Here is a 23,819-nt window from a genome sequence, read left to right as displayed (position 1 = left end):
GGACCGGTCACGGTTTATAGTCGTCGTGCACAACCACCCGGGAGAGCTCCACCAACCCGTCCGCGCGCTTCCAATAGTGGAGTCGGCGCGCCGCCTCGGAGTTCTGCTCGATCGCGAGTCGCCAGCATACTTCCGAGCCGTTGTTGCGGGTGACAGCTGGGGCGCCACCGGCTGGATTATCGCGCAAGACGTGAGGAGAATGCGCGGCAAGAGCGTCGACCGAACCGGCTACAAGATCAACGACGGCACGGAGCGCCTTGCGTTTCTTGTCCTCACTCAAACTCTTCATTGAGCGGGTGAAGTGGGGACCCAAGGCGTACTCCCGAAGGGGATGAGCCCCCTTGTCAGCCGGTGAGATTCGAGAAGCCCATGTGAGGTAAATCTCGTGCCGGACTTGCTCCTCCTCATCAGCAAAAACCGGCGCATGGTGGGTGGCACCTGACTCTGTTCGCGCTCCCCGCAGCTTCTTCCGGAGGTCCGCCAGTCTCTCCGAGGCCGCTATCAGTGACTGTTGCTGGGCTTCAATTTTTCGTTCTGCCGCGTGAAGTTTGGACTCGAGCTCGGTCGATGAGAGTCGTTCCTTCGCCACCCGGACGGATTGGTTCGAGAGAGGTGTCTTGATGATCTCGGCGGTGTGTAAGCGATGTTTCAATTGTGCAATCTCGGATCGAGCCGAGTCGAGGGCGCGAAGAGTGTCCTGCAGTGCTTTTCGATTGGCGGCTCTATCGCCTATCCCTGCTGAGGGAGACTCCGGATCGGTGCCTGGGGCTTTGAATGCGGTGCCCTGCGCGGGCGACCAGTCCTCCGAGAGTTGAACCTCTAAATCTCTAGGGCGTGACTCGTGCAGCGGGAGATTTCGACCATACTCCAGCCATGGAGTGCCCCCTTCAACGAGGACCGGTGGCTTGGTCATGGGGTCAGTGTCGTCTACGTCCAACATCGATAGTCGAACGGCGCCGGCCGCATACGAAACTCTGACTGCCACCACTTCGCCAACGGTAAGCAAATCATCAAGAGTGTCCAGCTCATTTGAAGTGATGTCACTCAGCCCTAACGGGAAAGTAGCACCGGGAAACAGGCTCAGGTGACCGTCCGTAAGTGAGATCGACTCCACCAGCGCGAGAGTCGTGCACTCTGGCGGGTAGTGCGAAGGAACACTCAGGGATCCCACAAGGAGCATGCACCGGAGTTCCCCGGTCGCCGGATCGTAGCGGCCAGTGACTCGATGCCCCTTTGCGAACAACCAATCCAACGGAACATCCGGCAGGAGGGATTCATTTCTGATGGTGGCCCGCTCGCCGTTATCGAATTCGACGATAGCCCGGGAAGCGCCCGCTAGGAAGTTCAATACCGTTCCGGAGCGTGTGACGGCCGAGTTGGGTTCAACAGGCTGCGTAATCCAGTTGACGCCGTCGTTCATCTCAATAGCTTGGCGGAGTACTCGTTCAGTGACTGGTTGAAGGTCGGTGTCTGACCGGACCAGATGGAGCGGACTCAAGTGAGGATTCTCCACCCATCCAAGATCTGGGGGGTAAATCCTCACCGCGTCACCGAAAACTTCGGTGTCGCTCGGCATCAACTCCGCTAGTTCCCATGTAAGAGGTCCTGAAGTGAGAACAACGACGTCGGCTTCGTCCTTGAGTTCCAAGGCCAGGTGGTTCCCGTCCACCTTGCCAAGTGCACTCCTTGGCGATTGGGAGATGACCACGGTTGGCCGACGACGCGATGGACTAAGTAGAAAGTCCGCAAGCTCGTGCGCCGACAAATCCTGCAAAGGACCTACTGCGCTGCCTCGCGGAGGCGTCTTTGCCTGAGACGATGCTTTCCGATTTTTTCTAGCCGGCATTTCGAATCCCCCATGTAATTGTTGTTCTGTTGCCGACAATAGCGTCAGAGAAACACCATTGCCGGCTACCGCGAGACGTGTGCAGCGGGTCAGCGCCCGAAGCCCGTGTCGAAATCACCATACGGTCGAGTTCTGACAAAATTAGGAAAGCACGTGTGCCTCAGTTCAGCTTTCTGGCCGCTGTGAGTCAGCGCTCGGCGGGGCCGGAGCGAGGATTGCAGCAATGCGAGGGAAGGGCATAGCAGCTCAAGGGTTCTCGGCTCATTCAACGAATGGATGACACCAAGAGAAAAGCCGCGCCTCCCGCCTCGCTGGCGGAAGGCGCGGCTTCGTCATTCGAACTAGTGTCAGCGGCCGTACACCAACCCGTACCTCACGAGCATGCCGTTCGGCGGCGCGTCTGGCGCCGGCAGCACGTTCGTCGTTGCCAAGAGGCCCTTCTGGTCGACCTCGACGTCGGCCGGCAGCACGGCCTGGGTAAACAGCACGGCCTTCGTCGTCCCCGCGGGCACTACCGAGATGCGGTTGGCCATCAGCTCGGCGATGAAGAGGTTGCCCTTGTCGTCGAGCGCCAAGCCGGTTGGCGTGTGCAGGCCGACGATCACCGATGCCCCGTCACCGGTCGCAGGGTTGATCTTGAGGACCGACCCTGCCATCTCACCCTCGGGCACGCCCGGAAGCGACGAGACGTACAGGTAGCCGTCCTTCCCGACCTCGATGTCCGTCGGCACCGGTTCCGAGTTGTAGGTCTTTCCGATGGTGCAGGCCGGCAACCCGAACTCGGCGGCATCCGCCGCCGTGAGAACCGTCGGAACGGGTCCGATGAGCGAGATGAACCGAACCGCCCCGGTCGCTAGGTCGACGGCGAAGATCGCGTTCGCGCCCGCGTCCGCCACGAACAGTGTGTGACCGGTGGGATCCAGCGCCGTCGCGTACGGATGTGAATACACCTCACCGCCGTGCGGTCCCGCATACGGAGCGATCGGCGGCGGCAGCTGGTCCAGGCACGATTGCGGGGTGTTCTGCAGCCCGTACTCGGATTTCGCGTCGAAATTGTTGGCAGTCTCGAACGCGGCCAGATCGGCCAGCACGGTGACGGCGCCATTGCGGAGCACGCTCACGTTGGCAACCAGCGGCCTCGTTTCGCCCGGCCCGCCGACGCTTTCGGTGAAGTACGTGTCCGGCCCGTGTGTGGTGACGCCGCCGACTTCAATATTGGGGCGTTCGACCAGGTTCGTGACGACGCCATTGCCGTCGACGCTGCTCAGCAGCCCGGCGAAGTTCTGGGTGACGTAGGTCGACCCGCCCGGCCCGGCGGCAATGCGTAGGGGGCCGACCAAGGAATTTGCAAGCTCCGTCTGGTCGCCGGGCGAAACGGTCCCTCCTCCGTGATGCTGGACCTCGGCCGCGCCGGCAGCGACGCCGGTTCCGGTAAGGGCGACGGTTAGAAGTGTGGTGCTGAAAAGACGCGCAGTATTACCCTTCATGGGATCAATCCTCAGGTTTTGCGGGTGATCAAGACGCGGTAAAGCGGTCCCAGCAACCGAGCAGTGGGATTCCCACTGGCGCACTGCTACCCCGGTCGTCAGCCGGAAGGGCGGCGTCGCTTCATGCTATGACGGCCCTGATCGACTGTCCACGGTATTACTGCGGTGTGATTCGCGCTGCACGGCACGGTGTCCGGCTGCTAGGTCCGGCTGCTATCCCGGTTACAAAAATCTCTAGCGGCGACACGAACAATAGTGGGTGCGCCGCTCTACGGTGGGCGCATGGAACCGGCAAATGACACACCCAGCGCCCCGCGGGCCCGACGACGACGCCTGTGCCCGGTCTGCCGGTCCGAGGCGTGGCGCATCGCCTATGGGATGATTCTGCCCGACGAGCAGGCCACCATGCCCAATACCGTGTTTGCCGGCTGCTGCATTGAGTTGCGTGAGCGACGGAACCCGAAGACGGGGGAGCGTGAACTGGGAACACCTGCCTGGCAGTGCCGAAACTTCTCCTGCGGGCACGAGTGGTGGTAAGGCCTGCCAGCTGACAGGACATGGCCTTCGCGGGAATTTGGGTCTCGACCTCGGTGCAGCGGATGGCTTGTTGAGGACAGCTAGGTGGAGGCGTCCCCCTTGCCATTCTGCTAGTTGGCCGAGCGGTCTGTCCCTTGAAGGTTCAGCGGGTCGTTCGCGACGATCATGCGCTGCTCCTCGCTCGGCTGCTGTGGTGTGAGCCGCTGCCGTCGATTCGGTAGAGCTGTCGGGCTCGAGCATATTCGAATTCCGTCAACACCGGCTGTTTACGACCTTCGGCGGTCGCTTGGGACTCCCTCGGGCATGCTGCTGGAAAACCCGGCGTGATGGCGGGCACCTCGATCACGCGCGACGTCTTCCGCATCACTAACCGAGATTTAAACTCCTCCACGCCCCAGAAGTGAATACCGCTGCAGCGTGTGAACGACAGATTCCATTTAGCGTGGGACCATTCCCTGTGGCCACACCAACGAACCTGCGAGGCCGTCCTCCAGTACGATGATATCTAACGCGCGGGCTGAAGAGCCTCTCCACCATAATGCCCTAGTGCCGAACTCCACCCCGGGTCGTACTGCTATACCCAGGCTTGCGCCGGAACCTTCGTCATTTGCGCGCCCACTGGCGGCTGCGTCCATTCAGATGGCGCTACTGTAAGGCTCTGTCAGGAAAGACGGGAGCTTGCCCCAGCAGTTCTTGTAGTAGCCCTCCACATAGAGCAGACGTCGAAGCCCAAAACTTCGACGTTCGGCGACACAGGAATATCTATTGTCTTGTCGCACATCCTCGGGAGCGCCCAAGTCACTATAAAGGGGTTGGCGGAACCTGTCAGGGTCGCGGCTGCTGCGCTCTAAGAGGCGAATCGGCCACCGTAGAGCAGACCGGCCGCTGCCGACCGCGGCCGACAACGAATCGGCCGCTAGACGAATTCTCACGATCTCGTTCAACAAATGAGGCGTCGAATAGTTAGTACAGGCACCGAAGTGGGGATACCGAGCTACCCCCAATATTGAATGTAGGTCGGCGCTTGCTTGCCGAGCACAACGTAAGCAAAATCGAAACCGACGCCGGCGAATGCCGGCGCTGCTTCCTGGTTTTTCTCTAGAGCAACTTTGACTGCCGCCATCTTTTCATCCCTGTTGAAAGCAGCAGTCCAAACCGGGTGCTCGACAATCAACCGCATCGCATCAGCCAGTTCGGCGTCCTGGTTTTCATTCACCTCAGAAGACATCGGATCCTTCGGATTCGCGGCTAGGCTGACCCGAACCCACATCTGCCGAATCAGCGATGAAATGTACGCGAGCGAACTTTGATAGCACATTCGGCGGGCCCGTTCCAACTCCGTCGGGCCCAGCGTACCGTCGTCTGCACTCGGCTCGAAGGCCAGATCATTGAGTCGGTTTAACAAAGTGACTATGTTTGTTGCCTCGATGTCCCTCGCTCGTTGCGCCGCCTCACCCTTTAATGCGAGGGGATCCTTCGACAACAATCTCTCCAACACTTTTGACTTCAATTGCTGTTCAGTGAAGCCAAACGGCTGACCTGCACCTCCTGCTGACTTGACGTGCGACGTAATCCTTAGGTCCGGAGAAGTTAGGAGATTCTGGATAAGTGCCGATTGCAAAGCAGACTTGCCGCGCGCACGATCAGTCTGTGGTAGCCACTTGATGAAACCATCCTCAGATACCTCGTTTGCTCCGACGGCTACTTCGTACTCGGAGAATTTATTCTCCCATTCATCGGCCATCTTGCCCGCCAGTTCAAAAGGCGACAATGGCAGCTTTTTTATCTTAGCTTGTATTGAGTTAACTAGTTCGTTGGCTTTTGCTGCGTTCATATTCAGGTAAACCTTCGAGGCCACTTCCTCGCGGCCCATCATCCAACTTGCAATCGTTTTATGTTGTCCGTCAAAAAGCAACAATCTGATGGGCTGATCTAGACGGTATTCTTCGAGCCGGCAACTTGGTGGTTCGTGCAACACATTGCGCTGCATGTCGCTGTAAATGCTCCACGCGTGGTCAGTTCTCACAACGCGTGGCTGACAAGCATCATCATTAAAAATCGCATTGCGGGGAAGAGGCAGAAATACATATTCGTGCACGCCGGTCCCGTTCGATTCGCTGTATATAGGAACCGTCCGCTTGGTTCCGTCCGGCAGCTCGAACGATGCTGAGTCGCCGTTGCGGCTCAGTACAATCTCTTGGGGTGCAATGTCAAAGTGCTTCAGGAAGCCGTCGTACTTTAGTCGCCCCCCATTCTTCTTGCTGAAAGCGACAAGTTTAAGGTATGGCCGAATTGGAACCGTCTTTGCGTTGCGCTTTGCTTTGTTGCATGCCGAATGCGCGAGGTTGAGGTTGGCTAGGGTAGTCGCCCCACCTTCGGATTCGGGCACATCATGATCGGTGTGTATATCGTCAGAAGAACGGTTGAGGGGTTCTTCGCAGAGCCAACACACGCCGCCGGATTTGTCCCATAATGCCTTCTCAACGTTGCCCTGCTCTTCCACGGGCAGTTTCTTCACAAGCGTCTTTGAGATCTCTATGGGCATTCGTTGTCCTCACTGGGTGGCTGTGGAGCGGCAGGTGGTTCTCGTTGTCCTCGCCAGGTTCGAGCCCCAATCGCTTTCACACAATTTAGCGCCGAGGCTCGACTGTTGCGTATGTGAAGTTTACTCGGGCCCATCACGGGTGAAGGCGCAACACGGTACCTCATTGGGCCCTTTTAAACTTGGTGAGCACCACAGTCGGTCGCGCAGAAGTCCAAGCAGGAGAAAATGCGGACGCGGGAGTCAAGCGATCGCGATGTGGTGAAGTCCACGCCTCGCGGCCCTTTCTCTAGCTTGTGGGCTAGATCGCGGAGTGGGCATCAAATGCGTGGTGAACCGTTTCACATTGGCCGGTTAGCGGAGTGCAGCGCCAGCTCCACTCCGGAACTGTCATCCATGCGCCGTTTGGCGGATCCTTCCGCCCTTGGTTGTCTGAGTCGGCGGCCGCGCTTCAGAGTTCGGTCTCCCAATCCGTTGCTTAGGTTGCTGTGCCTCGACTGGCGCCTGCTCACGCCTGCTCCAGCGAAAATCGCCGCCAACGGGTGCTAGCTGTACCCGGCGGTTCGAAGCTTCCAGCCACCACGGTGCTGAAGGGCGTGCCGATCGTCTAGGGAGTGCGGGGCATGACCGTGCCTGACGTTGTTGGCCGACCCGCGAGAGTGATGTTTGCCGTCGTCTGATGATTAATTGTCGACCGGTCATAAGGCTGGGCGGGCCTTGGGCCTGAGCGATTGCCTATCCTCACTCAGCAGACTTGAGTGTGGGAGGCGCGGTGCACCAAGCGGCGGCTGGGTCGTTGTAATCGACCTCGCTCTTGCGGCCAAAAACTCGTCGAGCTATTCCGCGGAGTGGTGAGCGTTTTGATTGCCCTAGCGAGTAATGCCCGGCGCGAGGAATGCATCAGCGTGGGGAGCAGCTCCGGGGCGGGCGGGGGGGGGGGGGTACTGCACCGCGCTGGACGTAGCGCGTGCGTCCATCCCCTGATGAGTCGCTGCTGATGGATCCGGCGGAGCTTCCCATCCGGGTGTTCTAGGGGGTTGATGCGCGACGGCGGGGCCTGGCACCTTCGGATGCCGGCCCCGCCACCGTATGTCACGGCGTTGGCTTAGGTCAGGATGTCCTTGGTGCTGAAGCGCCCATACGCCAACGCCCCGAACACTGCGATGTAGCCAAGCTGCAGGAGCGCATTGTCGCCGAAGGACTGCCAGGCGATCGGATCCCGCAACAGGTCCCCGAACCCGAACCAGTAGTGGGTGAACAGCCACGGGTGCATCCACTCAAGCTGCGGCAGCGCACCGAGGATCTGCGAGACGGCGGCCAGGGCGGCTGTGGCAGCCATGGCGCCCACCGGAACGGAGGTGAGGGTGGAGATGAACAACCCGATCGCGCTCAAGCCGAGCAGGGACATCGTCACGTACAACGCCAGCAGCAGCAGGCGCACCGCATAACCGCCGAAGCCCACTGTCGTGCCGGAGAGCAGCGCCACCGGCCCAATGGGAAACAGCGCAGCCCCGATCAGCGCCCCCGTCGTCACCACCGTCAGCGTCGCGACAAGGCAGAACACCGCCGCACCCGCGTACTTCACCAGCAGCAGCCGCACCCGCCCGGCTGGAGCCACCAGCAGATACCGCAGCGTGCCCAGGTTCGCCTCACCGGCGATGGTGTCCCCGGCCACCACTCCAATGGTCAGCGGCAGGAACAATGGAATCGACACCGTCAGCGCCGTCAGGGACACGAAAAGCCCGTTCTGGGTGATGCTCGCCAGGAACGCCGGGCCGCGCCCGGGCTCGGGCCCCTCGGAGAGCCGCACCACCACGGCGATGAGGATCGGGATCGCCGCGAGCGCGGCCAGCATGGCCCAGGTCCGACGGCGGCGGAACAGGACAGAGACCTCGGAGCCAAGCAGCGCCCGGCCGGCGAAGGGTCGGGCCCTCACGACGCGGTTATTACCGTGTTGGGGAGAGGGAACCGCTTCAGCCGGCAACGTCGAACCCCTCTCCGGTCAATGCCACGAAGCGTTCCTCAAGCGAGGCTCCGCTCACGCTAAACCCTCGGACACGCACATCGGCCCGCACCAGTGCCGCGTTCACCGTCTCCGGCTGGAGGCCGTTGAGGGTAAGTTCGGCCGTCACGACGTCGTCCCGGCCGCCGGCCTCCGGGGTGAGGCCCAAGGATTCCAGTACCCGGCGGGCCGCGCCCGGATCGGGGGTGAGGACCCGGACGTGGGCGGTGCCCTGCGCCCGAAGTTCGTCGAGGGTGCCCTGGGCGACCAACCGTCCGGCGCTCATGACGGCGATCTGGTCGCACATCTGTTCCACCTCGGCCAGCAGGTGGCTCGAGACGAAGACGGTGGTGCCACCCTCGGCCAGCGAGCGGATGAGGCTCCGGACCTCCCGGGTGCCCTGCGGGTCAAGCCCGTTGCTGGGTTCGTCGAGGATGAGCAGGTCCCGCGGGGTGAGCAGGGCGTTGGCGATGCCGAGACGCTGCTTCATGCCGAGCGAATAGGCGTGGGCGCGCTTCCGGGCGGCATGGCCGAGGCCCACCCGTTCCAGGGCAGCGTCGACGCGCTTGTTCCGGGTGGCCCGGGAGGTGAGTAGGTCGGCGTCGTCGTACCGCTGAAGGTTCGCCCGGCCCGAAAGGAACGGGTAGATGGCCGGGCCCTCGACGAGGGCGCCGACGCGGGGCAGGACGTCCCGGGAGGACTCGGGCATGGCGCCACCGAGCAGCCGGATCTCCCCGCTTGACGCGGCGGCGAGGCCGAGCAGCATGCGAATGGTGGTCGTCTTGCCTGAGCCGTTGGGTCCGAGGAAGCCAAAGACCGACCCCCGCGGTACTTGGAGGTCGATCTCATCTACGGCGCGCTGGTGGCCGAAGGTCTTGGTCAGCCCGCGGGTCTCAATAGCCAGCTCGGTGGCGGCCGCGCTCACGGGCGCACCCCGAGGCGGGCCCGACGACGGTCGGTTGCCTGCCCCCGCGGCGCCCCCGGCGTCACTGCTGGGAGGCAGCGATCAGCTGGTCGGCACTGACAGCCCCGGCGAAGACGCGTCCGTCGTCGGCGATGAACACCGTGACCAGCGAGGTCTGCAGGACGCGCCCGCTGTCCACCTGAACGAAGGCCTGCTGCAACAGTGCCTGCGCCTCGGCGGCGTCCTCACTGTTCGGGGTGGCCGTGAAGACATCGGACGCAGAACCGGCCGGCAGAGCGACGATCGAGCTCCAGCCCTCGCCAAGGACCCTCGGCTCGGTGCCGGGATCCCGGTCGGGCATCTTGTGATCGCGGTGCTCCTTCACCGGCACCTCGGTGACGGTGGTGCCCGCCGGGGGAGTGAACTCGAACAGGGTCGCAACGGGAGCGCTGAAGTCGATGCTTGAGAAGGCGACCGAGAACGCGGGCTCGGACTGGCCTTGCGCGGCGACGGTGAAGCTCAGGGGAACACCGGTTTCGGAGTCCACTGCGAGGGACACGGCGCCGACGAGGGTGTCATCGGTGCTGGGTGTGAGCACAAGTTCATAGGCGGTGCGGCCCGCAACCCGGGCGTTGTCGCCCACGGTGATGTCGGTTGAGGGGTCGATAGTGGATAGGAACTTCTCGGCAATCTGACCCGGTGTGTAGGCCTCGGCCATCGGAGCCTCTGTGATTTCCGCCGGGCGGACCGCTTGGGCCGCTTCCTGCTCGCGGAAGTCGTAATACCAGACCTCGTCGCCGTTCAGGATGACGTTGCGCTCGCCGAGCCGGTCCTGCACCTGGACCCGCGCCTTGTCGGGGCCGTCGATGGAGACCTGGGCGGTGTGGTCGGCGGTGAGCAGTTCTAGGGCCGCGGCCGGGCCGTCGGTGCTTCCACCGCCAGGGCCCATGGACTGCAGCTCCGGCAGGCCGAGCTCTGAGGACTGCTCAAGGGTGCCCGAGAAGGCGCTGTCGGTGCTGTCGGCGACCAGCTCCAGGAGTTCCTGGGCGGTCTTCGCGGGCAGCTTGGGACTTGCCTGCGCGAGGTTGGGCCCGACGACGGTTGCCGCCACAATTACCGCCGGGACGATGCCGGCGGGAAGCCAACGCTGCCAGTTCTTTGCCATGATCGTGCCTTCCGGGTGATTCCCTTACCCCCATGCTCCGTTAACGGTACTCCTGCTAGCTGGGAAGACGCCGTGGATTTCGGGGTGGGATGTGGTTCACGCGGTCCGACTTGCTGGGTACTGGACGTGGGGGCGCGGGTGTACGGGGCGTCCGCCAAAAATGTGCTGGCCGCCGGGTTACCCTATTGAGACGTCAGCGCGGTAGTGCGAAGAGCTGGCAGCCTAGCCAGTTATTGAACCTACTTGGGGGACTTGCCATGCCCGACGCTCCAATTGAGCTCGTCGACGCCGATGATGCCACTGATGCTGACCGGAAGATTGTTGACGATGAGCGAGCCAACCTGCGGGAATTCATCAAAGGTTTGAGCCCGGATGACATCAAGTCGGGCGGCTGGTTCACCAAGCTATGTGCAAGGGCTTTGGGCTCCTACACCGATAAGGTTACCTGGCAGTACTTTCAGGAAAAGTATGAGGGCGTCCCTGCGGACGCCATTATTGACCAGCGGACCAAGATGGCGGCTCGGTATGCCGCGATCGAAGGTGGGCTCTCTGCCGGTGCCTACACCGCGACGATCGCCGCCACCCTTGGGACCCTTGGTGGTTCGTCGCCGGCAACTGTTCCGGCCGCGATCGCAACGGTCATGATCGACGTCGCGTTCATTACCCAGCTTCAGCTTCGCTTAGCCTACGACGTCGCGGTACTTTATCGGGTCCCGCTCGACTTGTCCGACCCCGAGGACCTGTGGAAGCTCATCCGTGTGGCTTTTACGATCAAGAGCGGGGAAGCCGTGCGTGAGGGTGCAGCCAAGGCCGTCCCCGCCCTCATGCGGCCGGTAATCAAGCGCTTTTACTCCGGGACAGTTCTGACCGCTGCAAAGGGGCTTCCCGTCGTCGGAAAGTACCTCCTGCAGCGAAACGTCATCAAGATCGGCATCCCACTCGTCGGTGTTCCGCTCGCGGTGGTGTTGAACCGCTACACGACATTGGTCGCGGGGCGACACGCTCAAGCAGTCTTCCGGAACGAGGCGCGGGTGATCGAACTCGCCAAGAATTTGAGCAAGCGGAGTCAGCACCCGCAGCTCATGCTGTGGGTCGCATGGCTCGTGATCATGGCCGACCGCAAGATCTCCGACGATGAGGCCCTGTTGATTCGGCACCTGGTAAGCCTGGTGCGGGATGAGCATCAAGTCGTCGACGAGCAGCTCAGTCACCTCGTCGACGTCGATCCCGCCGAAGTGTGGGGACGTGTAGACGCCGAGCCGGGGGACCTAAGTGACATTCTCGACGTGGCCAACCGGGTGGCTGCTGTGGATGGTGCCATCAACGCTCGTGAAGAAGCAATCATCTCTCAGATTCGAGAGAGGGTTGACCGGGGCTGAGCCCTGTTATGGGCGGGTAGGAGGTTTAGGGCTCTGCACCTTTTTGGCCTCGCCACCCTCGGGCGAGATTCGGGAGGGGGTCCTCGAATCTCTGCTGCGTCTGGTGAGCTCGGGCGACCACCACTGGGATGCACTCCTTCATTTCGCCTGCCAGCGTTCCATTGGGAGCGATCATTGTTTGGCCGCGAGCACGCGCAGTATTAGGGGCCGAACTGAAAGGTTCCCAGCGGCGAGCCACCCCGGACGCAATGTCCCCTTGAATGTTGATTATCTTCACCCAGCGCAAATCCTCGCACGGCGAGCAGGGTAGCCCCTGGAGACGGCTATGGCTCGCGCCTTAGAGGGATCGTCGAGATCATTGGTCCGGTCCAATTCCCCAAACCTATTGACCTGCAGTCTCCTCATAGGCGAGGATCGAGTAACTGGTACGAACCACTTACTTTCCTCACCTTTTCAGGTGGCCATTCTGTCAATGGGAGCACAGTCAATGAAGAAGTTCTCCACCACCGCCCTCGCGCTCTCCAGCGTCTTCGTCCTCGGCCTCACCGGCTGCGGACTCAACTCGGGGTCGGACAGTGCCGAAGCCAACGCAGCCGAAGGCGAAGTCAAGGGCGAAATCACGTTCTCCACGCTTCAGCTCAAGCCTACGTTCACCGACTATATCGAAGGTGTCATCGACGACTTCGAGGCCGAACACCCCGGCACCACGGTGAAGTGGATCGACATTCCCTTCGAAGGCGCCCAGGAGAAAATTTCGACCGATGCCCAGGCCGACTCCCTGCCCGACGTCGTCAACCTGAACCCCAACTTCGCCCAACCCCTCGAGGAACAGGGCGCCTTCGTCAACCTCGAGAAGGCAGTGCCCGACCTGAAGGACACCTACGTCGAAGGCGCCTGGGACGCGTTCAAGGTCCCCGGCGAAGAGGGCTCCTACGGCTTCCCCTGGTACCTCAGCTCCGAAGTGACCATGTACAACAAGGCGATGTTCGAAAAGGCAGGGCTGGACCCCGAGCAGCCGCCTGCCACCTACGAGGAACTGTTCAACGCCGCCCGCACCATCAAGGAAAAGGGCGGCGACATCCACGGCATGCACCCGGCCCTCGAAAACCGCTTCATCCCCGACCTCGCCCGCCTCGGCGTCCCGCTGATGAACGAGGACGGCACCGAATGGACCTTCAACACCCCGGAGGCCGAGGCCTACGTCCAGGAACTCGCCGACCTCTACAAGGACGGGGTCTTCCCGTCGGATTCGCTGACGCAGGACCACTCCAAGGAGACCGAGGCCTACCAAGCCGGCCAGATCGCCCTGTTCCCCTCCGGCGCCAACTTCCTCTCCATCATTGAGGAGAACGCCCCGGACATCGCCAAGGCCACCGACGTCGGACCCCAGATCACCGGCGACGGCGGCCCCACCAACGTCTCAGTCATGGGCCTCCTCGTTCCCGAGAGCAGCGACAACAAGGCCACCGCCCTTGAGTTCGCCGAATACATGACCAATGCCGAGAACCAGCTCGAGTTCTCCAAGATCGTCACCATCTTCCCCTCGGTGACAGAGGCCCTCGAGGACCCGTACTTCACCGACGACTCGGACGGAACCGTCGAGTCCAAGGCCCGCCGTATCGCCGCCGAGCAGCTCGAAAACGCCCGTAACCTGGTCCCCGTGCAGTTCGATGACCGCGTGAAGTCGGCCGTCATCGGCAAGATCCAGCTCGCCCTCAACGGTGAACTGACCGCCTCCGAGGCGCTCGACCAGGCCGTGGCCGAAGCCAACGCCATCACCGGCAAGTGATCACCTCGGCCGGGCGGCGTCCCGACAGATCCCGGGACGCCGTCCGGCCGACCGCATCAAGCGCAGCACCCGAGGGAGAGAGCAGGAAATGAAAGCCCAGTACCGCTGGCTGCCGTGGGTGTTCCTCGCCCCGGCGCTCGCCATCGCCCTCATCTTCCACATCGGACCGTTCCTCAACACCCTGGTCCTGTCCTTCACCGACGCCACCACCCTCGGCGGAGGGACGTTCACCGGGGTCGAGAACTACACCGCGCTCCTCAGCGATCCGCAGTTCTGGACGTCAGTGCGCAACACGCTGCTCTACGCGGTCGTCGTCGTGCCGCTGCTCATGCTGCTGCCGCTCCTGCTCGCCGTCCTCGTTGAAAAGAACCTGCCCGGCATCGGGTTCTTCCGCTCGGTGTTCTACTCGCCCGTCGTGGCCTCAATGGTCGTCGTCGGTCTGATCTGGACCTGGCTGCTGTCCTCCGACGGCGCCGTGAACCGGGTGCTCCAAGCGCTGCGCATCGTGCAGGAACCCCTGCCGTTCCTCACCGACACCTCGCTGCTCCTATTCAGCTGCATGCTCGTCACCGTGTGGAAGGGCCTCGGCTACTACATGGTCATCTACCTCGCCGCCCTCGGCAACGTGCCGCAGCACCTCCACGAGGCGGCCCAGGTCGACGGCGCAGGCGGTGCCCGCCGCTTCTGGTCCATCACCCTGCCCGGCGTGCGCTCCACCATGTTCCTCGTCGGACTCCTCGGCGCCATCGCCTCAATGAAGGTCTTCGCCGAAATCTTCGTCATCAGCAGCGGAACCGCCGGCCCCGGCGGGCAGGCCCGCACCCTCGTCTACACCATCCGCGAGGTCGGCCTCGGCCTCAGCGGCGAGATCGGCTACGCCTCCGCCATGAGCCTGGCCCTGTTCGTCCTCACCATCGGATTCTCGATTCTTTATCTGCGCTCGCAGAGAATGGAGCAGGCGCGATGAGCGCTGTCGCCACTAGGACGCCCCAGGCCCGGACGACGCCGTCCCGCCCGGACCGACCCCGCCGCCGGAGCAGGGCGAGCGTCCGCCGGAAGGCCGTCAACTACGCCGTCCGGTACCTGCTGCTCGCCTTCGTGTTCGTGCTGCTCGCCGGCCCGTTCATCTGGCAGTTCGGCACCTCCCTGAAGGGCCCGGCCGAGTCGATCTTCACCGCGAACCCCTTCCCGGTCTCGCCCACGGCGGAGAACTACGTAGCGGTCGCCGAGACCATCCCGGTCTTCCGCTACATCGGCAACTCGCTGATCGTGGCGACGTCGTCGGCCGTCCTCAACTGCATTTTCGCCTCCCTGGCCGGGTACGTGCTGGCACGGATCCGCTTCCGCGGCCGCACCCTCGTCGACGTCCTGTTCCTGGCCACCATCATCATCCCCTTCGAGGTGATCATGGTGTCGGTGTTCCTGACCTCGCGCTCCCTCGGCCTAGTCGACAGCCTGATGGGCGTGATCCTTCCCGCTGCCGCCACCGGCCTGTCGATCCTGATCATGCGCACCGCCTTCAGCTCGCTTCCCCGGGAGATCGAGGAGGCCGCCATGATCGACGGCGCCTCCGACTGGCAGCGGTTCCTGCGGGTCGCGCTTCCGTCGGTCAAGGGCTCGCTGATGGTCGTCGCCATCTTCGCGTTCGTCTTCGCCTGGGATGACTTCCTCTGGCCCCTCGTTATTTTGAAGGACCCGTCCAACTACACCCTTACTGTGGGTATTCAGTATCTTTCCGGTACCTTCACCAGCAACCAGCGCGTGGTGGCCGCCGGAACCATGATCGCCGGCCTTCCGCTGCTGCTCCTGTTCTTCGCGCTGCAGCGGTGGTTCTTCCGCGGCGTTGGAGAAGGGGGAATCAAGGGATGAGCGCTCCAAAGTACGAGATCCTGCGCACCGAACTCGAGCAGCTGATCACCGGTGGGCTCGACGCGCACGCCCCGCTACCCAGCGAGCGCGAGCTCATGGCGCAGTACGGGCTCTCCCGCATGACCGTGCGCGAGGCGCTGACCCGGCTCGCCGAGGACGGCCTCGTGTACCGGGTGCAGGGGGCGGGCACCTTCGTGTCGGACCTGACGAAGATCACCAAGTCCCTCACCCTCACCTCCTTCAGCGAGGACATCCGTGCCCGCGGCATGGTGCCCGGGTCACGGGCCAGCACGGTGACGTGGACCGAGGCCGACGCCGAGACCGCCAGCGTCCTGAATATCTCCCCCGGTGCCCGCATCGTCCACATGGAGCGGGTCCGTACAGCAGACGGGCTGCCGATGTGCCTTGAGAACGTGTGGATCTCGGCCGAGCTGGTGCCCGAGGACTTCGAACTCCACGAGAATTCCTCCCTCTACGACTACCTCGAGGGCATCGGCCGCGGCCCGGTCGCCGCCTCCCAGACCATCCAGGCCACGGTGCTCACCACCGACCAGGCGCACCTGCTGGAGGTCCCGCCCTACTCGCCGGCGCTCGCCGTCTCCCGGGTGACTGCGGACGCTCAGGGCCGCGTCGTCGAGCAGGCCAAGAGCCTGTACCGCGCCGACCGCTACGACTTCCATGTCACCGTGGAGAAGGCGCGCGGACGGTGACGGACGGCACCGCACTCGGCATCGACATCGGGGGCACCAAGACCCTCGCGGCACTTGTAGGAAGCGACGGCGGCGCCGGACCGGTCGATGAGATCCCGACGCGCGCCTCCTCCGGGGCGTCCCGCGTGCTCGCCGACGCGCTCGGCCTCGCCCTCACCACCGCCGGCAACCGCCGGATCGACACCGTCGGCATCGGCGCGGCCGGCGTCATCGATCACCGCACCGGCCGCGTCCTCTCCGCGACGGACGCCCTGCCCGGATGGAAGGGGACCGATCTGTGGTCGGCCTTCCGGGAAGCGTTCCCGGGCGCGTCGGTCCGGGTGGTCAACGACGTCCAGGCCTTCACGCTCGCAGAGGCCCGGCACGGCGCGGCACGCGGCGCCGGCACCGTGCTCGGCGTGACCGTCGGCACCGGGATCGGCGGTGCCCTCGTGGTGCACGAGCAGCTCCACTGGGGAGCGCACGATGCCGCGGGACACTTCGGCCATGTGCTGGTCCCCGGCGCCGAGGGGCGGCGCTGCCCCTGCGGGAAGGCGGGGCATCTCGAGGCGGTCGCCTCCGGCACCGCCATGACTGACCTCTTTCGGGAGGCCGGCGGCACCGCCGGATCCCTCCGCGACGTCGACCGCGCTGCAGCCGCCGGCGACTCAGCGGCCCGCGCTGTACTCCACCGCGGTGCGGAGGCGCTCGGCGTGGCTTTGGGCTCATTTGCCAACGTCTTCGATCCCGACCTAGTGGTGATCGGCGGGGGCGTGGCCGGACTGGGGCAGTGGTGGCTCGACCGCGTGCGCACCGCCGCCCGCGCCACCACCATCCCGGCCGTCGGAGACCTGCGCATCGAGGCGTCAACGGTGGGGGCCGCGGCCGTCGCGGTCGGGGCGGTCAGCGCCGCCCGCAGCCTGGCGGATCCGGTTCCGGCCCGCCCCCCCGGAAGCCGGGGTGCTCTCATGAGCATCGCTCTGATCCCCCTCGATGAGCGGCCGGTCTGCACCCAGCTCCCGGCATCCGTTGCCCGCATCGCCGGCCTGGACTGCGCCCTGCCCCCGGCGAAGGCCCTGCCCTCCATCCGGCAGCCAGGCGATCCCGGCGTCCTCGCCGGTTGGCTGCAGGAACGCGTGGGCACCTCGGGACACCTCGTCGTCTCACTAGAGGGCCTCGGGTTCGGTGGCCTGATCCCGTCGCGGATCGGAGACGAATCGGCGTCGGACGTCCTGGGGCGCTGGTCGGCGCTCGACCACCCCGGGGCGACGGTCTTCGGGTTCACCCTCGTCCCGCGCACCCCGGATTCTCTCGACGCCATGGAGGAACCCTCCTATTGGAACCCGTACGGCCCGGCGCTGCACCGGCTCTCGGGCGCCCTCGCAACGGGGAAGGGCGTCGAAGAGGCCCGATCGGCGCTGCCGGAGGAGGTCCGCCGGGACTGGCTGGGACGCAGGATGCGCCAGCACACCCTGGCGCTCGCCGCCCTCGAACTCACCGGCCGCAGCGTCATCGACCACCTCGTCGTCGGCATCGACGACGCCTCGCAGCGGTCCCTCTCGGCCACCGACCAGGAAGCCCTCGAGGGCTGGGTGGAGCGGCTCGAGCTGGGCGGCCGGGCACTCGTCCAGCCCGGCGCCGACGAGATCGGCGCCGTCCTGGTGGCCCGCGCCTGCCTCGACGTCCTCGGCACCAGCACACCGCGCATCGGCGTGCTGTGCGCTGACCCGGGGACGCTTGAGCGGGTGGCGCCCTACGAATCGACGACGGTGCGTGAAACCATCCGGCGGCAGATTGAATCCGCGGGCGCCGTGGCCGACTTCGATGGCGGTAATGGCGCTAATACCGGGGGATGGGACGCCGTGCTGGTGGTTCACGCCCCGGAGGCGCCCCGCACCCCGCACGCCGACTGGGCCGTATCGCCGCAGGAGAGCAACGACACCGCGGCAGCCGCGGCCACCGCGCAGCTCGTGCTCGGCGCCGCCGCCACCGGTGCGCCCGTCGTCGGGCTCGCGGACGTCCACCGCCCCAACGGCGCCGACCCGGCCCTCATCGCCGCCCTTGACGAGCGCGGCGCGTGGAGGCAGCTCAGCAGCTTCGCCGCCTGGAACACCGCGGGCAACACCGTCGGCACCGTCGCGGCGCAGCTTGTGGCGACCTGTGCCGGACGCGCGGCCGGGACGTACAACCCCGACGAAGCCCGCCTCGCCCTCGCCCGGAGGGTTGTGGAGGACTACGGCTGGATGTCCGTCGAACGGGCCCGGGTGCGGGCCGAGCTCGGCTCGAATCCCGAGCTCCACGACTCCGTCGAGCCCGCAGACACCCGCAACCCCGTCCTGCGCTCAGCGGAGGACCGTCTGAACGCCGTGCTGGAGCGGCCCGGGTTCGAAGGAATCCACCTGTCCGGCCTGACCCTGCCCTGGCACCGGACCTTCGAGATCGACTTCACGCTGGGCGCGAACCGATGACGCGCACCCGCCTCGCCGCCGACGTCGCCGTCATCGGCGGGGGACTCGGCGGGATCGCCGCCGCGCTCGCCGCGGCCGACGCCGGCAGCTCGGTAATCCTCACCGCCGCAGAGCCGATGATCGGCGGGCAGGTGACCTCGCAGCTCACCGCGCCGCTCGATGAACACCCGCTGGTCGAATCCGCAGGCGTCACCGCCACCTACCGCCGCTTCCGGGACCTCGTCCGCGCGGCCTGCGGCGGCGCCGCCAACCCCGGCCAGGGCTGGGTCAGCAGGCTCTGCTTCGAACCGCTCGTCGGCCTGGACGTCCTTGAGGGAATGCTCGAGCAGCACCTCGCGGCCGGGCGGATCAGGCTCTTCACCGGGCACACCCCGGTGCGGGCGGTGCTGGGCGCCGGTTCCGATCCTCGGATCGAGGCCGTGGAGTTGCAGGGCACCGGCGGGTCGCTATTGGAGATCTCCGCGGGGGCCTTCATTGACGCGACCGAGACCGGCGATCTGCTGCCGCTCACCGGCACCGCCTGGGTGATCGGCTCGGAGGGCACGGACGCCTTCGGCGAACCGGACGCCGTTCCCGGCCCGGCCGACCCGCGTGCGGAGCAGTCCTTCACCTGGGTCGCCGCGGTGGTCCGGGAACCCCACCCCCTTCCGGTCGGCCCGGAACCGGAGGATTACGCCCGGCTGCGCGATTCCCAGCCGTTCTCCCTCGAGCTCGACGGCTGGGACGGCACAACGCACCGCTACCGGTTCTTCCGCGACGGCCCCGACGGGAAGCCGCCCTTCTGGGAGTACCGCAGGATCCGCACTGCTGCCTCCGGGAAACCCGAGGCCGCAGTGATCAACTGGGCCGGCAATGACTATCGCGCCAGCGGTCTGGTGGCCGACCCCGAGCGCGCCATGCGGGAGGCCCGGAAGCTCACCCTGGCGTTCGTTCACTGGCTCCGCACGGAGGTGCCGCGCGACCCCGAGGACGGGCCCGGCCCGCTCGGCACCGGCCGAGGCTACCCGGAACTGCGCCTCACCCCCGAGCTGAGCGGTACCCCGGACGGGCTCGCGGCTGCCCCCTATGTGCGCGAATCGCGGCGGCTGGCCAACCCCGAGCCGGTCACCTTTCATGATCTGGCACCGGGCGCGGACGGGCTGGCCCGCCCGGTGCCCGACTCCGTCGGCATTGCCTGGTACCACGCCGACCTGCACCCCCGGGTGGGCCATCCCCGCTCGGTGTTCAGCGAGACCGCGCCGTTCTCGATTCCCGCCCGCGCCCTGGTTCCCGCCGACGGGGTGGGGCCGGCCAACCTCATCATGGGCGCCAAGAACCTCGCCGCGACGCAGGTGGCCGCTGCGGCCTACCGGCTGCAGCCCGGCGAATGGGCGATTGGGGAGGCCGCCGGGGTGATCGCGGCGGCTGCTGTCGCGGCGGCCGGTTCCGCCCCAAGGCACCGCGTCGACCCGCCAGCCGCCACCGAAGCGGCAGCCGGTCCCGGAACGGGAGCCCCCACCGGAAGGCCAGCCAGCGCGCGCGGGATCATTCGGGACCCCGGCCGGCTCCACGCGGTGCAGGACGCCCTCACCGCCCGGGGCGCACCCATCGCCTGGCCCGAGGGCGCAGTCGTCCACCCAACCGCCCTCCCACCGGCCGTTCCACCCGCCGTCCCACCCCTCGTTCCCAGCAGTACGGAGATCCCCAGTGCCTGAGCAGTTCCCCGCGGCAGCACCCCAGCCGGCAGGAATCCTCGACCGCCTCCGCGGCCACCTCATCGTGTCCTGCCAGGCCTACCCGGGCGAACCCCTGCGCGGCCCCGTCCACATGCGGGCCATGGCCCTGAGCGTGCTCGCCGGTGGAGCCGCCGCCGTCCGCCTCGAGGGGCCCGACGACGTCCGCGCCGTGCGTGCCGCAACCGACGCCCCAATCATCGGGCTGTGGAAGATCGGTGACACCGGCGTCTACATCACACCGACCCTCTCCGCGGCGGTCGAGGTGGCGCGCGCCGGCGCCGACATCGTCGCCCTCGACGGCACGGACCGGCACCGCCCGGACGGGCTCACCCTCGCCGAGACCATCCGCCGGCTCAAGGAGGCCGCGCCGGTGCTCGTCCTCGCCGACGTCTCCACCGTCGAGGAAGGCCTCGCCGCCGAGGCCGCCGGAGCCGACCTGGTCTCCACCACCCTCGCCGGTTACACCCCGCACAGCCGTCCCGGACCCGGGCCGGACCTCGCCCTGGTCGCCGAACTCGCCGCCGTCCTCACCGTGCCCCTCCTCGCCGAAGGCCGCATCGCCACCCCCGACGACGCCGCCGCCGCCCTCGAGCTGGGCGCCGCCGCCGTCGTCGTCGGCTCCGCCATCACCCACCCGCAGTCAATCACCGCCCGTTTCGCCCGTCGCACCTCCGCCGTCGCCGCCACCACCGAGGAAGGCACCCGTGTCTGAACCCCAAGAGACCTGCCATGTGATCTCCCACGTCCACTGGGACCGGGAGTGGTACCGCACCTTCGAGGGATACCGGGGACGGCTCGTTGAGCTGGTGGAGCGGGTGTGCGGTGCGCTGGATAAGAACGAATACGCTTCCTTCCACCTCGACGGGCAGACCGTCATCCTCGCTGACGTTCTGGAGATCCGCCCGGACCTCGAGGAGCGCCTGGCAGCGCACATCCGCTCGGGTCTGCTGACTGTCGGGCCGTGGCACGTGCTCGCCGACAACCAGCTCGTCTCCGCCGAGAACCTCGTCCGGAACCTCCTGCGCGCCCGCCGGTGGGGCGCCCGGATGGGAAGGCTCTCGCCGGTGGGCTACTCGCCCGACGCCTTCGGGCACCCGGCGGACCTGCCGCGGCTGCTCAACGGCTTCGGCATCGACACCGCCCTCGTCTGGCGCGGGGCGCCGCCGGAGCACGCCCGGTTCCGCTGGATCTCCCCGGACGGCAGCGAGGTCTTCACTGTCAACCAGGGCTATCACCAGACCGAAACCCTCTGGGACGCCGACAGCAGCGACACCCAGCTGAAGCAGTTCGTCGACACCGAACGGAACCGGATGCCGGAGGGGCCGCTCCTGCTCCTGAACGGCGGGGACCACCTCGTACCGCGCCCCCCGGCCGAACGGCAGGAGGCCGCCGCCGGGGCTGGCGTGGCCCTGGCGGAGACAACCCTCGAGGACTTCTTCGCGGAGGCGCGCGCCGCGGCCGTCGACCTGCCCGAGGTCTCCGGCGAACTCCGCACCCTTGGCAACCGGCTCACCTTCCTGCTGCCCGGCACCCTCTCCGCGCGCACCTACGTTAAGCTGGCGAACCACCGGGTCCAGACGCTGCTTGAGCGTTTCGTCGAACCGCAGCTGGCCCGGCACCGGCTGGCCGCGTCCCCCGCGGCGGCCGGAGCCGCGACCCGAGCCCGTGCAACGCCGGACTCCCACGCGGAGCTGCTCGACGACGCCTGGGTCCTCGTGATCAAGAACGCGCCCCACGACTCGATCTGCGGCTGCAGCACCGACGAGGTGCACCGCCAGACCACCGTGCGTGCCCAGCGCGCCACCGACACCGGGGACCTGCTGCTGCGCCGGCTCCTCCTGGCGGAAGGCCTCGACACCCGCCAGCACGGTGACCCGGCGCGCGAGAGCGCGGACGTCGTCGTGCTCTCCGGCCACGGGACGCCGGTGCGCGGACCCGCCACCGTCGAGCTGGTGACCGAGGCAGGGCGCGTGGTGACGGGCCTGCGGGACGCCGCGGGCCGGGAGATCCCCTTCGAGGTCGAGTCCACCCGGCGCGGGAAGGTCTTCGAGGCCGACCTCGACCTGCTCCCCGACAGCCGGGACACCGACACCCACACCCTCGCCTTCACCGCCGGGAACGTCCCCGCGTTCGGCTGGACGACGTTCAACGCCGAACTCGGCGAGGCCACCACCGGACCGGAGGTGCAGAAGAACCGCGTCGTCGACAGTGGGCGCTTCCGCCTCGAGGTGCTCGACGACGCCTCCCTGCGCGTGCAGGACACGACGACCGGCGTCGTGCACGAGGGCGTCGGCCGCCTCGTCTCCTCCGGCGACCGCGGGGACACCTACAACTTCGACCCGATCCCCGGCGATGTGCCCACCGTGCCGCGGGTGGTCGACGTCGAGGTCACCCGTACCGAACTGCGCACGCGTCTGCGGATCGCCGCCGTCCTGACCCTTCCCGAAGGGATCGGGGAGGACCGGGACAGCCGCAGCGCCTCCACCGTCGACTCGCCGCTGGACATCACCGTCACCCACTGGTCGGAGACCGACCGCCTCGAGTGGGCCATCACCCTGGACAACCGGGCACGCGATCACCGGCTGCGCTTCGAGACCCCGGTCGACGCCGGCGCGAACGCGTGGACCGCGGACCAGCACTGGTCGACGATCGAGCGCCCGATCGGCCCCGAACTCGGACCGCTGCCGACCGAGGCCGCCCTCGAGGCCGCCCACCCGGTGGCCCCCGTGACCTCCTGGGCGTGTGTCGGGCGCGGCGCGGACGCCGTCGCCCTGCTGGTCCGCGGGCTGCCCGAGGTCCAGGCCTTCCGGAGCGGCGGGTCTGCGGTCCTCGCGGTGACCCTGCTGCGCGCCGTCGGCTGGCTCTCCCGCTTTGACCTGCGCACCCGCACCACCGGCGCCGGACCCATGCTGGCGGTGCCCGAGGCCCAGTGCCTGGGGCCGCTCACGGTGAACGTCGCCGTCGTGCTGGGGGAGGGCGTCCAGCCTGAGAACCCCGCTTTCCTGACTGCGGCGGCGCTCCACGCCGCCCCGCTGGCGGCCTTCGCCCTCCGCCCCGGGGTCCAGGCACCGGCGGGCCGGGCGGCGGCGCGCACGGCGCCGGAGGTGACCGGCGCCCTCGTCTCGGCCTGGAAACCGGCCGAGGGAGCCGGCGGCTCAGTGCTCCGGATCTCGAACCCCAGCCCGCTCCCGGCCTCCGCCGCCGTCGCCGTACCCGAGGGCGTCACCACGGTGCACCGGGCACGGATCGACGAAACCCCCGAGGAAGAACTGCCCCGGGAGGACAAGCTCCACCTTGAGCTGCCGCCCTACGGGCTGGTGACGCTCCTCCTGAGCTGACCGTCCCACGCGAGAAGCCGCGGCACGCAGCCGCGGCTTTTCGGCGTGCCCGCAAAGTTTGCCAATAGGTACGGACCACTTAATCCGAA

Annotated in this window: 16 protein-coding genes; 10 read left to right on the top strand and 6 right to left on the bottom strand. The window is 66.2% G+C overall.

Translation table 11 applies throughout. The features are described from left to right. Positions 1 to 7 precede the first annotated feature (7 nt). Entirely contained in the window at positions 8 to 1,420 is a 1,413-nt protein-coding gene (locus GVV86_RS10380; RefSeq protein ID WP_159802741.1) for a hypothetical protein, read from the bottom strand. A gap of 773 nt (positions 1,421 to 2,193) precedes the next feature. Further along, entirely contained in the window at positions 2,194 to 3,333 is a 1,140-nt protein-coding gene (locus GVV86_RS10375; RefSeq protein ID WP_159802740.1) for a ScyD/ScyE family protein, read from the bottom strand. Between the two features lie 282 nt (positions 3,334 to 3,615). Here GVV86_RS10375 and GVV86_RS10370 point away from each other — a divergent pair, with 282 nt between their 5' ends. Beyond that, the gene (locus GVV86_RS10370) at positions 3,616 to 3,870 is read left to right on the top strand and encodes a hypothetical protein (protein ID WP_159802739.1); all 255 of its coding nucleotides are present in this window, start codon (positions 3,616 to 3,618) and stop codon (positions 3,868 to 3,870) included. Between the two features lie 994 nt (positions 3,871 to 4,864). On the opposite strand, the gene GVV86_RS10365 is transcribed toward GVV86_RS10370, so the two are convergent. The 4 genes from GVV86_RS10365 to GVV86_RS10350 all read right to left on the bottom strand — a co-directional run bounded on the left by GVV86_RS10365 (position 4,865) and on the right by GVV86_RS10350 (position 10,483). Continuing rightward, the gene (locus GVV86_RS10365; protein ID WP_159802738.1) at positions 4,865 to 6,415 is read right to left on the bottom strand and encodes an HNH endonuclease; all 1,551 of its coding nucleotides are present in this window, start codon (positions 6,413 to 6,415) and stop codon (positions 4,865 to 4,867) included. A 1,102-nt stretch (positions 6,416 to 7,517) separates the two neighbouring features. Further along, entirely contained in the window at positions 7,518 to 8,348 is an 831-nt protein-coding gene (locus GVV86_RS10360) for an ABC transporter permease (RefSeq protein WP_281406957.1), read from the bottom strand. A 37-nt stretch (positions 8,349 to 8,385) separates the two neighbouring features. Then, positions 8,386 to 9,339 carry an ABC transporter ATP-binding protein gene (locus tag GVV86_RS10355; RefSeq protein WP_246669947.1) on the bottom strand — a complete coding sequence of 318 codons (954 nt, stop codon included), beginning with the start codon at positions 9,337 to 9,339 and terminating at the stop codon, positions 8,386 to 8,388. 61 nt (positions 9,340 to 9,400) lie between these two features. After that, on the bottom strand, positions 9,401 to 10,483 hold the full coding sequence (locus tag GVV86_RS10350) for a LolA family protein (RefSeq protein ID WP_159802736.1): 1,083 nt from the start codon (positions 10,481 to 10,483) through the stop codon (positions 9,401 to 9,403). 257 nt (positions 10,484 to 10,740) lie between these two features. On the opposite strand from GVV86_RS10350, the gene GVV86_RS10345 reads away from it, so the two are divergent. The 9 genes from GVV86_RS10345 (at position 10,741) to GVV86_RS10305 (ending at position 23,730) form a co-directional block, all read left to right on the top strand. Beyond that, complete coding sequence (locus GVV86_RS10345) at positions 10,741 to 11,862, top strand: tellurite resistance TerB family protein (RefSeq protein ID WP_159802735.1); 1,122 nt, start codon at positions 10,741 to 10,743, stop codon at positions 11,860 to 11,862. Between the two features lie 472 nt (positions 11,863 to 12,334). Further along, the gene (locus GVV86_RS10340) at positions 12,335 to 13,651 is read left to right on the top strand and encodes an ABC transporter substrate-binding protein (protein ID WP_159802734.1); all 1,317 of its coding nucleotides are present in this window, start codon (positions 12,335 to 12,337) and stop codon (positions 13,649 to 13,651) included. An 88-nt stretch (positions 13,652 to 13,739) separates the two neighbouring features. Further along, positions 13,740 to 14,618 (top strand): carbohydrate ABC transporter permease, encoded by an 879-nt coding sequence (locus GVV86_RS10335; protein WP_159802733.1) that lies wholly within the window; start codon positions 13,740 to 13,742, stop codon positions 14,616 to 14,618. Then, complete coding sequence (locus GVV86_RS10330; RefSeq protein WP_159802732.1) at positions 14,615 to 15,520, top strand: carbohydrate ABC transporter permease; 906 nt, start codon at positions 14,615 to 14,617, stop codon at positions 15,518 to 15,520. Before GVV86_RS10335 ends, GVV86_RS10330 begins: the two co-directional genes overlap by 4 nt. Beyond that, positions 15,517 to 16,230 (top strand): GntR family transcriptional regulator, encoded by a 714-nt coding sequence (locus GVV86_RS10325; RefSeq protein ID WP_159802731.1) that lies wholly within the window; start codon positions 15,517 to 15,519, stop codon positions 16,228 to 16,230. Before GVV86_RS10330 ends, GVV86_RS10325 begins: the two co-directional genes overlap by 4 nt. Continuing rightward, entirely contained in the window at positions 16,227 to 18,677 is a 2,451-nt protein-coding gene (locus GVV86_RS10320; RefSeq protein ID WP_159802730.1) for a DUF4127 family protein, read from the top strand. The genes GVV86_RS10325 and GVV86_RS10320 overlap by 4 nt, the downstream gene beginning before the upstream one ends. Next, entirely contained in the window at positions 18,674 to 20,371 is a 1,698-nt protein-coding gene (locus GVV86_RS10315; protein WP_159802729.1) for an FAD-dependent oxidoreductase, read from the top strand. The genes GVV86_RS10320 and GVV86_RS10315 overlap by 4 nt, the downstream gene beginning before the upstream one ends. Next, positions 20,364 to 21,104: an N-acetylmannosamine-6-phosphate 2-epimerase gene (locus GVV86_RS10310; protein WP_159802728.1), complete on the top strand. Its 741-nt coding sequence runs from the start codon at positions 20,364 to 20,366 to the stop codon at positions 21,102 to 21,104. Before GVV86_RS10315 ends, GVV86_RS10310 begins: the two co-directional genes overlap by 8 nt. After that, the gene (locus GVV86_RS10305) at positions 21,097 to 23,730 is read left to right on the top strand and encodes a glycoside hydrolase family 38 N-terminal domain-containing protein (RefSeq protein ID WP_159802727.1); all 2,634 of its coding nucleotides are present in this window, start codon (positions 21,097 to 21,099) and stop codon (positions 23,728 to 23,730) included. The genes GVV86_RS10310 and GVV86_RS10305 overlap by 8 nt, the downstream gene beginning before the upstream one ends. Positions 23,731 to 23,819 lie beyond the last annotated feature (89 nt).

Origin of the sequence: Arthrobacter zhaoguopingii (assembly GCF_009828595.1) — a bacterium.
Lineage (GTDB): Bacteria > Actinomycetota > Actinomycetes > Actinomycetales > Micrococcaceae > Arthrobacter_D > Arthrobacter_D zhaoguopingii.
Note: the sequence above shows the minus strand (reverse complement) of the source record. Positions and strands in the feature narration are given on the sequence as shown.